Origin of the sequence: Dactylosporangium sp. CA-092794 (assembly GCF_050948465.1) — a bacterium.
Lineage (GTDB): Bacteria > Actinomycetota > Actinomycetes > Mycobacteriales > Micromonosporaceae > Dactylosporangium.
The window spans coordinates 9,597,306-9,611,696 of sequence record NZ_CP192044.1 but is presented as its reverse complement, the minus strand read 5'-3'; the positions used below and the strand labels follow the sequence as shown (position 1 = coordinate 9,611,696).

General features: G+C 74.8%; 9 protein-coding genes. 6 read left to right on the top strand and 3 right to left on the bottom strand.

Going from position 1 to position 14,391, the window contains the following annotated elements; genetic code table 11:
* The first annotated feature begins 53 nt into the window (after positions 1-53).
* From ACQPXD_RS41110 to ACQPXD_RS41090, 5 genes are all read left to right on the top strand, one after another.
* Positions 54-1,946 carry an amylo-alpha-1,6-glucosidase gene (locus ACQPXD_RS41110; protein WP_432827924.1) on the top strand — a complete coding sequence of 631 codons (1,893 nt, stop codon included), beginning with the start codon at positions 54-56 and terminating at the stop codon, positions 1,944-1,946.
* A 152-nt stretch (positions 1,947-2,098) separates the two neighbouring features.
* On the top strand, positions 2,099-3,424 hold the full coding sequence (locus ACQPXD_RS41105) for a glycosyltransferase family 4 protein (RefSeq protein ID WP_432827922.1): 1,326 nt from the start codon (positions 2,099-2,101) through the stop codon (positions 3,422-3,424).
* A 230-nt stretch (positions 3,425-3,654) separates the two neighbouring features.
* Positions 3,655-5,262, top strand: a complete 1,608-nt coding sequence (locus tag ACQPXD_RS41100) for a protein kinase domain-containing protein (RefSeq protein WP_432827920.1) — start codon at positions 3,655-3,657, stop codon at positions 5,260-5,262.
* Positions 5,255-6,103: a patatin-like phospholipase family protein gene (locus ACQPXD_RS41095; RefSeq protein ID WP_432827918.1), complete on the top strand. Its 849-nt coding sequence runs from the start codon at positions 5,255-5,257 to the stop codon at positions 6,101-6,103. Before ACQPXD_RS41100 ends, ACQPXD_RS41095 begins: the two co-directional genes overlap by 8 nt.
* Positions 6,103-7,092: a 1-acyl-sn-glycerol-3-phosphate acyltransferase gene (locus tag ACQPXD_RS41090; RefSeq protein ID WP_432827916.1), complete on the top strand. Its 990-nt coding sequence runs from the start codon at positions 6,103-6,105 to the stop codon at positions 7,090-7,092. Before ACQPXD_RS41095 ends, ACQPXD_RS41090 begins: the two co-directional genes overlap by 1 nt.
* Before the next feature lie 437 nt (positions 7,093-7,529).
* Here ACQPXD_RS41090 and ACQPXD_RS41085 read toward each other — a convergent pair whose 3' ends face one another.
* Together ACQPXD_RS41085 and ACQPXD_RS41080 are read right to left on the bottom strand one after the other, a co-directional pair.
* On the bottom strand, positions 7,530-8,081 hold the full coding sequence (locus ACQPXD_RS41085) for a transposase (RefSeq protein ID WP_432827914.1): 552 nt from the start codon (positions 8,079-8,081) through the stop codon (positions 7,530-7,532).
* 55 nt (positions 8,082-8,136) lie between these two features.
* Positions 8,137-9,144, bottom strand: a complete 1,008-nt coding sequence (locus tag ACQPXD_RS41080; protein WP_432827912.1) for a transposase — start codon at positions 9,142-9,144, stop codon at positions 8,137-8,139.
* Positions 9,145-9,993: 849 nt separating this feature from the next.
* Here ACQPXD_RS41080 and ACQPXD_RS41075 point away from each other — a divergent pair.
* Positions 9,994-10,890, top strand: a complete 897-nt coding sequence (locus ACQPXD_RS41075) for a Gfo/Idh/MocA family protein (RefSeq protein ID WP_432844142.1) — start codon at positions 9,994-9,996, stop codon at positions 10,888-10,890.
* A gap of 6 nt (positions 10,891-10,896) precedes the next feature.
* Here ACQPXD_RS41075 and ACQPXD_RS41070 read toward each other — a convergent pair whose 3' ends face one another.
* Positions 10,897-14,382 (bottom strand): SCO7613 C-terminal domain-containing membrane protein, encoded by a 3,486-nt coding sequence (locus tag ACQPXD_RS41070; RefSeq protein ID WP_432827910.1) that lies wholly within the window; start codon positions 14,380-14,382, stop codon positions 10,897-10,899.
* Positions 14,383-14,391: the final 9 nt, after the last annotated feature.

The following is a 14,391-nucleotide window of genomic DNA, read 5'->3' as shown; positions in this document are numbered from 1 at the left end:
TCCTGTGGCGAAGCGCTCGCCCGCCAGCACCATCAGCCACCAAGATTGTGCGCATGGTGGTGTTCGGTGCACAGGTATGTGGGGATTTGTCAGTCGGTGCTACGCGTGAGTGGCTCGTCCCGGATGGGGCGGGTGGGTACGCCATGGGTACGGTTCCCGGGCTGCGGACCCGCCGGTACCACGGGCTGCTCGTGATCGCCGAGCCCGGCCGCCCCGGCCGCCGGCAGCTCGGCCTGGCCGCGCTCGACCCGGTGCTCACCCTGCCCTCCGGCGCCACCGCCGAGCTGGCCGTGCACGAGTGGGCCGGCGGCGCGGTCGCCCCGGCCGGGCACACCCTGCTGGAGCGCTTCGACCTGGTCGACGGGCTGCCCCGGTGGCGCTGGCGGATCGGCCCGGTCGTGCTCGAGCGGGAGCTGGCGATGGTCCACGGCCGGGCGCACCTCGGCGTCGTGCACCGGCTGGTCAGCGCGCCCGGCCCGGTGACGCTCGCGCTCAAGGCGCTGGTCACCTGGCGCGACGTGCACGGCGAACGCACCGCCGGCGGCCTTCCCCCGCAGGTCGAGGCGCACGAGCGCGGGGCCGTGGTCGAGGGGGCCTTCCGGATCGAGGGCCCCGGGTTCGAGCCGTTGTCGCAGTGGTACCGCGGGGCGCGCGCCCGGCTGGAGGCGGAGCGCGGGTTGGCCGCCCACGAGGACCTGTGGTGCGCCGGGCAGTTCACCGCCCGGCTGGAGCCCGGCGACAGCGTCGAGGTCGAGGCGTGGGCCGGCGACGACGAGCCCCGCGGCGCGCGGCGGATCGTCGAGCGGGCCCGGGAGCGCAACCGCGCGCTCACCCACGACGCGGCCGACGCCGTCGACGGGGCGCTGGTGCTGGCCGCGGACGCGTTCGTGGTGGCCGGCGCCGGCGGCGCGCCGGACGTGGTGGCGGGCTACCCGTGGTTCGGGCCGTGGTCGCGCGACACCATGACGTCCTACGAGGGCCTGTTTCTCTCCACCGGGTGGTACGACGAGGGCCGGGAGCTGCTGCGCGCGTACTCGGCCACGCTCGACGACGGCATGCTCGCCAACACCGCCGACACCGGGCGCACGGAGTACAACACGGCCGACGCCACCCTCTGGTTCCTGCACGCGGTCGAGCGGCACGTCGCCGGCACCGGCGACGACGACCTCGCCGCCGAGCTGCTCCCGGCGCTGGACGAGGTGGTCGCCGCCCACCTCCGCGGCACCCGCTACGGCATCCGGGTGGATAGTGACGGCCTGGTGACACAGGGTGCCCCCGGGGTCGCGCTCACCTGGATGGACGCCCGGGTCGACGAGATCCCGATCACACCCCGGGCCGGCAAGCCGGTCGAGGTGAACGCGCTGTGGATCAACGGGCTCGGCGCGATCGCCGCACTGCGCGAGCGCCTCGGCCGCGACCCCGGCGACGTGCTCGGCGTCCGCCGCCGCGCCCTGGCCTCCTTCGAGCGCCGGTTCCCCTGTGACGCCGGGTACCTCTACGACGTCGTCGACGGCCTGGGCGGCGACGACCCGGCGCTGCGCCCCAACCAGCTGCTGGCGTGGAGCCTGCCCCGCGGCCCGATGCGCGGCCGGCCCGCCCCGCCGGCCACGTCCGCCCTGCTCACGCCGCTCGGGCCGCGCAGCCTCGGCGCCGCCGATCCGGCCTACCGGGGCACGCACGCGGGCGGCCCGGCCCAGCGCGACGCCGCCTACCACCAGGGCACGGTGTGGCCGTGGCTGATCGGCCCCTACGCCGACGCCCACGGCGCTGGGTCCACTTCGCGGGATCGTGACGTATTACACGGAATCGAGGCCCACGTATGGGAGTGGGGTGTCGGCTCGGTCAGTGAAACCGCTGATGGGGAGGCTCCGCACCGGGCCACGGGGTGTCCGTTTCAGGCCTGGTCGGTCGCGGAGTCCCTGCGAGTTCGGAGGAATGTCCGCTGACCGTTACACCCTAGAAATGAGATTTGCCGCTGCGGTAACCCTCGCCGGGCAGGATGAACCTCAAACCCACCCACCATGCTCACACGCGGGGGAGAAAGCGCGTGTGCATGCGGAGCTGTGCGTGGGTATCTGGGGCGACGTTTTGATCAACGATGTGTGGGGGCGGCCACGTGAGCGAGACCATCGGGACCGGGACAGGACAGCCGTTGCGAATTCTGATGCTCTCGTGGGAGTACCCGCCGGTGGTCGTCGGTGGCCTCGGCCGCCACGTCCACGCCCTGGCGACCTCGCTGGTGGCGGCCGGCAACGAGGTCACGGTCGTGACGCGGCACGCGCCGGGCGCTCCGCTGGAGGAGTATTCCGAGGGCGTGCGGATCGTGCGCGCCGCCGAGGACCCGCCGCTGTTCCCGCTGGCCACCTCCACCCTGCTGGCCTGGACGATGGCGTTCAACCACACGCTGACCCGGGCCGCGCTGCGCGCCGCCGCGACCGGCGAGTATGACCTGATCCACGCCCACGACTGGCTGGTCACGCACACCGCGGTGACCCTCAAGGAGTGCCTCGACCTGCCGCTGGTCGCCACGATCCACGCCACCGAGGCGGGCCGGCACCAGGGCTGGCTCCCCGACGAGATGAACAAGTGCATCCACTCCGTCGAGTGGTGGCTCGGGCACGAGGCGTGCCGGGTCATCGTGTGCTCGGAGTACATGCGCTGGGAGGTCACCCGGCTGCTCGACCTCGCGCCCGCCCGGGTGTCGGTCGTGGCCAACGGCGTCGACGCGAGTGTCTGGCGGGCGCCGTCGCGGGCGGTCAACGCGGCCCGCGCCCGGTTCGCCGGCGAGGGCCCGCTGCTCGGCTACGCCGGCCGGCTGGTCTACGAGAAGGGCGTGCAGGACCTCATCGCCGCGCTCCCCGAGCTGCGCGCCCGGCACAACGGACTGCGGGTGGTCATCGCCGGCGACGGGCCGCACCGCACCGAGCTGCAGGAGGAGGTGCGCCGGCTGCGGTTGCAGCGCGCGGTCAGCTTCGCCGGCTTCATGGGCGAGGGTGAGCTGCCCGCGCTCATGGCCGCCACCGACGCGCTGGTCGTGCCGAGCATCTACGAGCCCTTCGGCATGGTCGCGCTGGAGGGCGCCTCGGCCGGCGCGCCGCTGGCCGTCGCCGCCACCGGCGGGCTCGCCGAGATCGTCGAGCCCGGGGTGACCGGCGTGACGTTCCCGGCCAAGACCCCCGAGGCCCTCGCCGCCTCGGTCGGCACCCTGCTGGAGGACGAGCCGTTCGCCCGGCGGGTCGCCAAGCAGGCCCGGTCGATGGTCAGCGAGCGCTACGGCTGGTCGACGATCGCCGGCAACACCGCCGACGTCTACTCCACCGCGATCACCGAGGCACCCGGCTTCGCCGCCAAGCAGGCCGCCGCGATCCTGGAGCAGGGCCGCCCCAAGATCGTCGTACCGGATGGTAACCTCTTGACGCTGTAACTGGATGACAAATGCATCGGATTTCTGACGGTCTTGTGACGGCTCCGAGCGCGTGATTTGCCGGGGTCGGTCACATTTTGGGTCTCGCCAGGGCGTTCCATCACCGGTACGGTTGCCCCGGTAGCGATTAGCGACCGGAATCGATCAGGACGGCAACTGGGTTGAGCGGCAGCGCCGACGAAGTCCTCGGCAACAGATACCGGCTCATCGCACCCGTCGGGTCTGGCGGCATGGCGGTCGTGTGGCGGGCCCGTGATCTCGTGCTCGACCGGGACGTCGCGATCAAGCTCCTCGCCGGCGAGCTGGCCAGCAAGTCCGGCAACCGCGAGCGCATCCGCGCCGAGGCCCAGGTCGTCGCCCGGTTACAGCACCCCAACATCACCGCCGTCCACGACTACGGCGAGGCCGGCGACCCCGCCGCCGGGCGCAACGGCCGCCGGCCGTACGTGGTCATGGAGCTGCTCGAGGGCGAGTTGCTCTCCGACCGGCTGCGCGCCGGCCCGATGTCGTGGCGCCGGGCCACCCAGATCTGCGCCCAGGTCGCCGCCGGCCTCGCCGCCGCGCACGAGCGCGGGGTCGTGCACCGCGACATCAAGCCCAGCAACGTCATGCTCACCGCGGCCGGCGCGAAGATCCTCGACTTCGGCGTGGCCGGGCTCACCGGCTCCTACGACCCCGACGACGAGCGCGACGGCACCGTCTTCGGCACCCCCGCCTACCTCGCCCCCGAGCGCCTGCTCGGCGGCGGCGTCATCCCCGCCACCGACGTCTACACCGTCGGCCTGCTCGTCTACCGCTGCCTCACCGACCGGCTGCCCTGGCACGCGGACACGCCGACCCAGATGATCGCCAACCACGTCTACGAGCCGCCGCACCCGCTGCCGGAGATCCCCGGCCTGCCCGCCGACGTGGTCCGGCTCGTCGGCCGCTGCCTGGCCAAGGACCCCGACGCCCGGCCGCCGGCGGTCGAGGTGGCCCGCATCCTCGCCGAGGCGACCGGCATCCACGTGGTGCTGCCCGGCGAGGACGGCTCGTCGACGCAGGAGGTGCGCACGCCGCCGCCCGGCGAGACGGGCCGGCCACGGTCGGAGCCGCTGGTGCGCCGATCCCGGGGGTACCACCGCAAAACCAAACGCGCCTGGGCGGCCGTCGCGGTGACCGTGGCCGCCGCCGGCGCCACGACGGGGATGATCGTGTGGAAGCCATGGGCCCCCAAGCCCGGCTGCAACGTCGACTTCTACATCCACCCGCTGATGGACGCCACCGCGGACCGGCCGTTCGAGGCCCGGGTCACCGTCGCCAACGTCGGCAACCGCACCCTCGACCCGTGGACGCTGAAGTTCGTCTTCCGCGGCGGCCAGCAGGTCGACCGCTTCGAGGGCGTCGGCCGCAACCAGCCCGGCGTCGGCGGCCAGCAGGTCACCGGCCAGTCGCCGCTGCCACCGGGCAAGGCGGTCACCTTCGGCGTCTGGGGCCACGGCGGCAAGCCCCAGCCACCGAGCGACTTCATGCTCAACGACACCGCCTGCGACCTGCGCGTCGCCCAGCTCGGCCCGGACGAGAGCCTCCCGGCGATCACCGAGCTCGTCGACGCGCCCCCCGAGCCGTCCCGCCCCCCGGCGGGCCAGCCCGGCGGCCCAGGTGATCCGGGCGGGCCGGGTGGGCCGGGTGGCCCCGGCGGGCCGGGCGACGACCCCGGCGGACAGCCCGGCGGCGACCCGAACGCCCCCGGCTTCGACCCGAGCCGCCGCGCCCGCCCCACCGCCCGGCCGACCGCCGACTACCTGGGCAGTCGCCGGCTCACCCAGCTCACCTGGCGCGCCCCCGTCCGTGTCTGAGCGCGCGCCCGGGTGGCTCACCGGTCCCGTGGGCTTCGTCTTCGGCGGCGGGGGAGTGCTCGGCGCCTACGAGGTGGGCATGGCACGAGCCGTGCTGCGCCACGGCATCCGCCCCGACCTCGTCGTCGGCACCTCGATCGGCGCCCTCAACGGCGCCGCCGTGGCCGCCACGCCCGACGAGCGGGCCGCCGAGCGGCTCACCGAGCTGTGGTCGTCGGCCCAGGCCCGCACCATCTACGGCGACTCCCTGCCCCGCCAGCTCGGCCGCTTCGCCCGCCGGACCCACCTGCACTCGCCCGCCCCGCTGCGCCGCCTGCTGGAGCGCGAGCTCGGCGCCACCACCACGTTCGCCGACCTGCCCGTGCCGTTCCAGTGCTGCGCCGCCAGCATCGAGCGCGCCGCCGAGCACTGGTTCTCCACGGGCCCGCTGGTCGACGCCGTGCTCGCGTCCTCCGCGGTGCCGGGCCTGCTCCCGCCGGTACCCCTGGAAAATGAGCACTTCATCGACGGCGGCATCGTCAACTCGGTGCCCGTCGGGCGGGCCGTGGCCCTGGGCGCCCGGACGGTGTTCGTCATGCAGGTCGGCCGGATCGAACGCCCGCTGCGCCCGCCCCGCCGGCCGTGGGACGTGGCGCAGGTCGCCTTCGAGGTGGCCCGCCGCCACCGCTTCGCCCGCGAGCTGCAGGAGGCGCCCGCCGGGGTCACGGTCCACGTGCTACCCACCGGCGGCGGCTCCCCGCGCGACGACTCGCCGCTGTCCTACCGCAAGGTCGCCCTGGCCCGCGGCCGCATCGACCGCGCCGACGAGGCCACCCGCGCCTACCTCGAGGCGCAGGGCTGATGCCGCCGCGCTGGTTCCGCCGCCTGGTGCTCACCCCCGCCGCCCTGGTCCTCATCGCCGCGGCCCTGGCCACCATGCCCGCCTGGCTGCTGCTCGCCGGCGCGCTCGGCCCCTTCGGCTCCGGCCGCCTGCGCGCCCTGCGGGTGACCTGGATGGTCGCCGTCTACCTGGCCCTGGAGGTCGTCGCCCTCATCCTCCTCTTCGCCCTCTGGGTCGCCAGCGGCTTCGGCTGGCGCCTGCACGGCCCCCGCTTCCAGCGCGCCCACTACGTCCTCACGGGCGTGTTCCTGCGGATCCTCTACGGCCAGGCGCGCTGGGCCCTGGGCGTCAAGGTCGCCGTGGTCGGCACCGACCCGGACGTGGCCGCCCCCGGCCAGCCCGAGCTCGTCTTCTGCCGCCACGCCGGCCCCGGCGACTCGTTCCTGCTGATCCACGCCCTGGTCAACTGGTTCGACCGCGAACCGCGCATCGTCCTCAAGCAGACCATGCAGTGGGACCCGGTCATCGACGTGATGCTCAACCGCCTGCCCAACCATTTCGTCACCGTCGCCGCGGACAGCGAGGAGCGCATCGCGAGCCTGGCCACCGGCCTCGACGACAACGACGCCCTGGTGCTGTTCCCGGAGGGCGGCAACTTCACCCCGTCGCGCCGCGAGCGGGCCATCGCCCGGCTCCGCGAACTGGGCCTGACCGCGATGGCGGAGCGCGCCGCCCGGATGCGGCACGTGCTGGCCCCGCGCCCCGGCGGCACGCTGGCCGCCTTGGACGCCGCCCCGGAGGCGGGCGTGATCTGGGTGGCGCACACCGGCCTCGACCGCCTGCTGACCGTCGCCGACGTGTGGCGCCACCTGCCGCTGGACCTGACCATCACCATGCGCTGGTGGTCCGTCGAGCCGGAGGACGTGCCGGCTGGCCGCGAGGAGCGGGTCGACTGGCTGTACGAGTGGTGGGCCCGCATCGACGCCTGGATCGACCGCCACAACCCTTGACCGCCCGCCGCCCGCCGCCCGCCGCCCGCCGCCCGCCGCCCGCCGCCCGCTGCCGCCCGCCGCCCGCTGCTGCCCGCCGCCCGCCGCCCGCCGCCCGCTGCCGCCCGCTGCCGCCCGCCGCCCGCTGCTGCCCGCCGCCCGCCGCCCGCTGCCGCCCGCCGCCCGCTGCCGCCCGCCGCTCGCCGCCGCCCACCGCTCGCCGCCGCCCACCGGCCGCCGCCCGCCCGCCGCCCGCCCGCCGTAAGGGCGCGAGGAGCGAGTCGCACCCGCAAACCGACATTTCGCCTGACAGGCGAAATGTCTGACTATCCGCCGAAGCCTGCGACCGGAAGTCTCCGCGATCATGCACGAGTCGCGGTGTGCACCACGGGTTTTTCATGATCGCGGAAGGTTGATGTACTCATCGAGTGATGGACGTGGGTGTTTGTGGATGTTTGTCAAGTTTGGTGGTGGTTGGGGGTGTTGCGGTGTAGGTGGGTGATGAGTTTGCTGGTGTTGTGGGCGGTGGCCATGAGGGTGATTTCGGTGGCGGTGGTGGGGCCGCGGTGGTGGAGTTGGCGGCCGCCGTGGTGGAACAGCTGGGCGAAGGCGGGTTCGACTTTGCTGCTGCGTCGTCGGTAGAGGGCGGCGCCGGCGGGGTTGGTGAGGCGGGTGGTCATGCGGTGCTGGCTGGGTGGGGGTGGCTGGGTGGGGGTGGTGCGGCCGGTCTGGGTGGCTTCGTTGCTGGTGGCGATGAGCAGGATGCCGGGTGCGGGTGTGGTGAAGGTGGTGGTGGAGGCGTAGCCGGCGTCGGCGAGGTGGGCGCGCATGGGGGCGGTGATGCCGGCGTGGTCGCAGTTGGCGCGGGCCTGGTGCAGGGATGGGTGCAGGCCGCCGTGGTCGGTGGGGCTGTCGTGGATGGTGGCGGCGAGGATGAGGTGGTTGCGGCGGGTGGTGGTGATGGTGAGGTTGTGGGCCTGGATCCAGGCGAGGCCGCGTTTGCCGGGCATGGTCCGGCTGTGGGGGTCGGTCAGGTTGGCGCGGGGGATGGCGGGGGTGCGGGGGTCAAGGGTGGTGGCCGGCGCGGAGGTGGGTGAGGCGGTGGCGGGCGTTGGCCAGGGCGGTGCGCTGGCGGGTGATGTGCTGGCTGCGGCTGGTGGGGACGGGTTCGCGGCCGTCGGGCCGGCGGCCGCGGGCGGCGGCTGCCGCGGCGCGGGTCTGGTAGGCGGCGACTTTCGCGTCCTGGGCGGTGATCATCTCGTGGAGTCGCTGTTGCAGGCGGGTGACCCGGGTCTGGGCGGTGTGGAGGCGCTGGGCGGCGGCGGCCGCGGCGGCGGCCTGGTGGGTTTGGGCGCGGGTCTGGGCCACTGTCTCGGCCCGGTGCAGCCGGGTGATCCGCCGGCCCAGCCGGGCCGCCTCGGCCGGGATGCGCCGGCAGACCGTCTCGATGTATTCGCCGAGGTCAGTGTCGATGTCGCCGGCGCGGGGCTGCCACGCCCGGCCCGGGTCGGGTCCGCCCGGGTCGAGTGCGCCGGCCGCGGCGGCGGACGCCTCGGTCAACTCGTCCAGGCGCTGCCGGGCCTGGGCCAGCGCCAGCCCGATCCGGGCCCGGGACCGGTTGGCCGACAACGCCGCCGCCGCCCGCATCGGGGAACCATCCGTGGCGGTCACCGCCACATCCACCAGCCCGGCCCGGCCGCAGGCCGCCAGGACCTGCACGAACAGCGTCTGCACCGCGGCGGTGTGGCGGACCACGAACCGGCGCACCGTGCGCCCTGCGGGCACCCGCCCACCGAACAGCAGCCGCAGATCGATCCGGTCACGGATCGCCGCGCTGATCCGCTCCGGCGCGCGGATGCCCAGCCGGTAGCAGTGCAGCACCGCGGTCAGCAACAGCCGCGGATCGTAGGGCCGCCCGCCCGACCCGTCCGCCCGGTACGCCGCCTCGAACCCCGACAGGTCCAGCCCGTCTACCACATCCGCGACCAGCCACATCGGATCGTCATCCGCCAGCAGCCCAGCCAGCCCGCCACCACGCAACGGCCCGTCCGCACCCACAAACTGTGTCGTCATCCATCAACGATCATCACACCAGCCACGATCCGCACCACGACACACCACAAATCCACCAAACTTGACAATCGCCCCACAAAACCCCTGACCGAGTCTCCAGAGGTACCTTAAGGCTCCGCGATCATGAGAAACCCGCCGCACGCTGGCGGGAGTTGCATGATCGCGGAGAGATTCGGTCGCTCCGGGCGCAGCCGGCGAGTCACGAGGCCGGTCGCGGAGTGCAGGCGGCTCACATGGTCGATGGGCGCCGTGCCCGTTTCTCCGTCCGGCCGCCTCTGCTGCTGGCCGGGCCGCCCACATGGCCGGGGCGCACGGCCCGGGTGGACCTTTCCGGCGCGCGGATCACGCCGATAAGTCCAGACACTCCGTGTCCGGACTTATCGGATTTTTCGCCTGTCAGGCGAAAAATCCGGTTGGGCCAGATTTTCCGGCAGCGCGGAGGCGGACGAACGGCGGTTGAGCGGGTGGGATCGGCGCGGGCCGGGCGGACGGCGGTGCAGTGGGTGGTGGTCGGTGCGGGCTTGGCGGTTTGCGGGCGGCGCGGGGGCGGGCGGCGGACGGCGGACGGGCGGCGGGCGGGCGGCGGGCGGCGGGCGGCGGGCGGACGGCGGGCGGCGCGGGGGCGGCGGACGGCGGGCGGGCGGCGGGCGGCGGACGGCGGGCGGACGGTGGTTCGGCGGGTGGTGGTCGGCGTGGGCCGGGCGTTTTGCGGGCGGCGCGGGCCGGGCGGACGGCGGTGCAGTGGGTCGTGATCGGCGTGGGCCGGGCGGTTTGCGGGCGCCGGGGCGGCGGGCGGACGGCGGTGCAGCGGGTGGTGATCGGCGCGGGCCGGGCGTGGGGAACAATGGGCTGATGCGATTCGGGGTTTTGGGCACGGGACACTGGGCGACGGTCACGCAGGCGGCCGCCCTCTCGACGCACCCGTCGGCGACGCTCGCCGGCGTCTGGGGCCGCGACCCGGAAAAGACCGCCATCCTCGCCGAGCGGTACGGCGTCCCCGCCTACGCCGACGTCGACGCGCTGTTCGCCGACGTCGACGCGGTCGCCATCGCGCTGCCCCCGGACGTGCAGGCGCCGCTGGCCGTGCGCGCCGCGCGGGCCGGCAAGCACCTGCTGCTCGACAAGCCCCTCGCCCTCGACCCGGCCGCCGCCGACGAGGTCGTCGCCGCGGTCGCCGAGGCCGGGGTCGCCTCCGTGGTCTTCTTCACCAACCGGTTCGTACCCTCCATCGTCGCGTTCCTGAACGAGAACGTGAAGCTCGGCGGCTGGTATGCGGCCCACGGCACGATGTACACCTCCATCTTCCAGCCCGGAAATCCTTACGCCGGCTCCGTCTGGCGCAAACAGCACGGCGGCCTGTGGGATCTGGGTCCGCACGCGCTTTCCGTGGTACTGCCGCTGCTCGGACCCGTCGTAGACCTCTCCGCCGCCGAGGGCCCGCGCGGCACCGCCCACCTGCTCATGCGCCACGAGGGCGGCGCCGCCAGCACGCTGTCCCTGACGCTGGACGCGGCCCCCGACGCGACGAGCTTCGGCTTCTCGTACTTCGGCGAGCACGGCGCGACCACCCTCCCGCCGTGGGACGCCACCCAGGTCGAGGCGTTCGGCACCGCCGTCTCCGCCCTGCTCGACGCGGCCACGACCGGCCGGCCGCACCCGTGTGACGCCGCATTCGGCGCCCAGGTGGTCCGCATCCTGTCGGCCGCCGAGCGCGCCCGTTCCACCTCCACCATCGTGGCGGTCTGAGCGCCGTCACCGCATCCGCCCCATCGCGGTCCGGAGCCGGCCCAGGTCGCGCAGCCGCCGCTCGTAGGTCACCGCCAGCCCGACCAGCACCAGCCCGGCGACGGCCAGCGGTACCCACCGCGGCAGGTGGTCCCAGACGGTCCACACCTCGTGCAGCGCGAGCACGACGAGCACCGCACCACCCGTCGTGACCAGCGCCTTGAGCCGCAGTCGCGCCCCGGCCAGTACCACGGCAACCGCAACGGCACCGAGCACCAGGCGCCGCCATGGCTCACCCGGCGTGACGAGCACCAGCGCGAGGCTCGGCCCGAAGCCGGCGATCAGCCCCGCCCCGAACGCCGTCCAGCTCGTGAGCCGCGGATTCCGCCGCGAGGCGTACCACCCGATCCCCACCGCGACCGCCCCCGCCGGCACGGTGTACGCCTCGGTCACCGCAACGCCGCCGCCGACGAGCACCAACTCGTACGCGAGCAGCTCCGCCCCGATCGCCGCCACCGCGTAGCCGACCCGGCCGGCACCGGCCAGCGCCCGCAGCCCGAGCGCCACCCCCCAAAGCCCGACCACTCCCGCCGCGGCCGCCGCGTCGCCAACGGTGAGCAACACCGCCACGACCGCAACCGCGTGCGCGACGGCGTCGAGCACCAGCCCCTCGGCCCCGCCGGCCCGCGCGGCACGTCCCGGCAGCCGCCGGTCGCGCAGCACCCAGCCGGCCGCGAGGATCGCCGCGGCCGCGAGCAGCACCCAGTACGCCGCCGCCCGCAACGGCAGGTCCGCGGCCCGAGCGGCGGCGAACGCCAGCCACGCCCCGCCCGCCGCGGCGACCGGCCAGGCGACCATCCGCGCGCCGGCCGTCCGCCCGGCGATCCCCGCGACAACCGCCGCCGCGACGAGCGCGCCCAGCCCGGCGAGGGTCGCCGCCCGGGTGGCCAGCAGCCCGGCCAGCCCCGAACCGATCCCGAACCAGCACGCCACGCCCCCGAACACGGCCCCCGCCGACGCCCGCCGCAGCGCGGCCCCGAGCCCCGTTGCCAGCCCGAAAGCCAGGCTCAGCGCCGGTACCACCGGCCAAGGCGCTGCCGCCGCCACGCACCCGAGCATGATCGCGAGGCTCACCACGGGCCCGGCGAAGCTCCAGACGCCGGCACCGACCCGCCGCGCGACGAGCACCGCGAGCACGGCCAGCACACCGAGCCCGGCAGCGGCCGCCGCAGGCCCGAACGCCGCCGGTGTCGTTCCCCACCATTCGGTACCCCCGGGGCCCAGTCCCACGCCCACCGGCGCACCCTGCCAGACCGCCCCGAGCCAACCCAGCGGCCGCAGCAGCACCTCGGCAACCGCCGGAACCAGCGAGACCACGACCAGCACACCCGGCACCACGGCGGCCACCGCGTGCCCGAGCCGAGCCGCCGTTTGGTCCGTTCCGGCGGTGATCGGTATGCGGAAGCCGCGGGCGGCGAGCCAGGTGGCGAGGAGGGCGACGGCCGCGTACGCGCCGAACCACGTCGCGCCGCCGGCGCTCGCCGACTGAACCGTTGCGGCGACCGTGACGCCGGCGCCGGCCGTGGCGGTCGCGATCGTGCCGGCGTTGTGGGCCCGGTTGTGCAGCACCAACGCGATCGCCGTCACCGCGACCAGGCCGACCGTGGCCCCGATGAGCGCGGGCGGCAGCGCGGGCGATAGGGGTGTACCGATGCGGAGGATATGGTCTGCCGCGGCGGCCGTGACGGGCAGACCGAGCAGGGACACCACCGCCGCCGGGAGGCCGAGCCGGCGCTCGGCCGCGCGGGCCGCGACCACAGTGGACAGCGCCGAGAGGCCGCCGTACACCGCAACGGTGGTCCACGGGGTGGCCAGTCCGGTGAGCGCCAGGTGCGTCGCGACGAACGGTATGGCCAACGTGGCAAAGCGGTCGGACCGCAACGCGAACACCACCAGCGCCAGCAGCAGCGCGCCGTCCACAATGGACGCGAGCGCGACCGGCGGGTTCGGAACCGCCGCGGGGACGGCGAACGCGACGAGCGCCGCAGCGGTCCACGGCACGGACCGATGGCGCAGCAGCAGCCACAGCGCGGCGGCGAGCAGCACCAGGGCGACCGGCTCCTGCCAGTCGAACAGCCGGTGCGCCCACCACCCGCCGTCAGCGCCCGCGGCCCCCGGCCGGCCATCGGTATGCCACGCGGGCAGCGCGCGGCGGACCGATTGGGCGGCGGCGAGGACGGCAAAGTACGCGTAGGGGAGCGCGAACCCGCCCACCATGACCAATGCCCCCACCCGGACGCCGGAGCGGACCTTTTGCGGCGCAATGGTCGCGGCGGCGGCCACGAGCAGCAGCACGGCGGCGAACGCGGCATACCGTTGCGCCGGGAACACCTCCGCGGCCAGCCGCATCGCGCCCAGCGTCACGATGCCGATCGCCGCGCCGAAGCCGGCCGGCACGGTGCGTTCGTGGGCCAGCGCCGCGACCGCGACCACGGCGGCGAGCAGCACCATGACCCCGGCGTCCCGTGTGGCCGCCGGCACACCGTCCACAGTGGCCAGTGCGTGCAGCGCGGGCGGCAGCGCCGAGAGGACCGAAAGGCCCGCGGGGATCCAGGCCATTTGCTCGACGGTACGGCCGAGCAGCACCCCGATCGCCGCAACCGCAACGAATACCAGGGTCCATCCGGTCGGACCGAATCCGCGGTGCAGCGCCAGCAGCGGCAACACCGGCTGCACGGCGACGACCGCGGCCAGCCGCGGCGCGCGCAGCCGGGTGAGCGCCGCGTAACCACCGGCGACGCCCGCGGTGATGGCGCAGACCAGCCCCGCGTACGTGCTGGGCATGGTGGCGCCGGCCAGCCCGGCCAGGTCGACGTACCAGGCGGCGTACCCGTCGAGCAGCACGAGCAACACCCCGAGCGCCGCGAACGTCTCGCCGGTCGCCCGCAGCCCGCGCGCGAGGGCCACCGGCGGCACGGCGAGCACCAGCAGCGTGACCACGGCGAGAATGGCGGCCCGCCCGAACACGCCGAAGCTCGCCCACGCCACGGCGGCGAACACGATGGCGGCGCTGCCGAGCAGCAGCCCGCCGAGGATGAACAGGACATTCTGGACGGTCCGCGGCGCAGCCTCGGGCCGCCGCTCAAGCCCGCCGGCCACCTCCTGCGCTGCGCCGTTGGCGCCGGTCAGCCGATCGCCGACCGGGGCCGGGTGCCCGGCCGCGCCGCTCACGGCGGATGCCAAGCCCGTTGGGGTGGATATGGGCCGGGCGGCAGCGACGGCGGCCTTGACGCGGGCGGCGAGCATATTGCGCTGCGACATCGTCGCGTTGAAGCGTTGGACGGCGGTGCCGTAGCGGGCGCGGGCCGACTCGACCTCGGCGTACAACTCGATGGTGCGGCCGTTGAGGCGCACCACCTCCGCGGCGTCCGGGAACGGCGGGCGGCCGCAGCCGCCGCAGCCGGACTCCAGGCCGGCCGGCGCGCCGCAGAACGGGCAGGGATAGCTCACCATGCCGCTCAG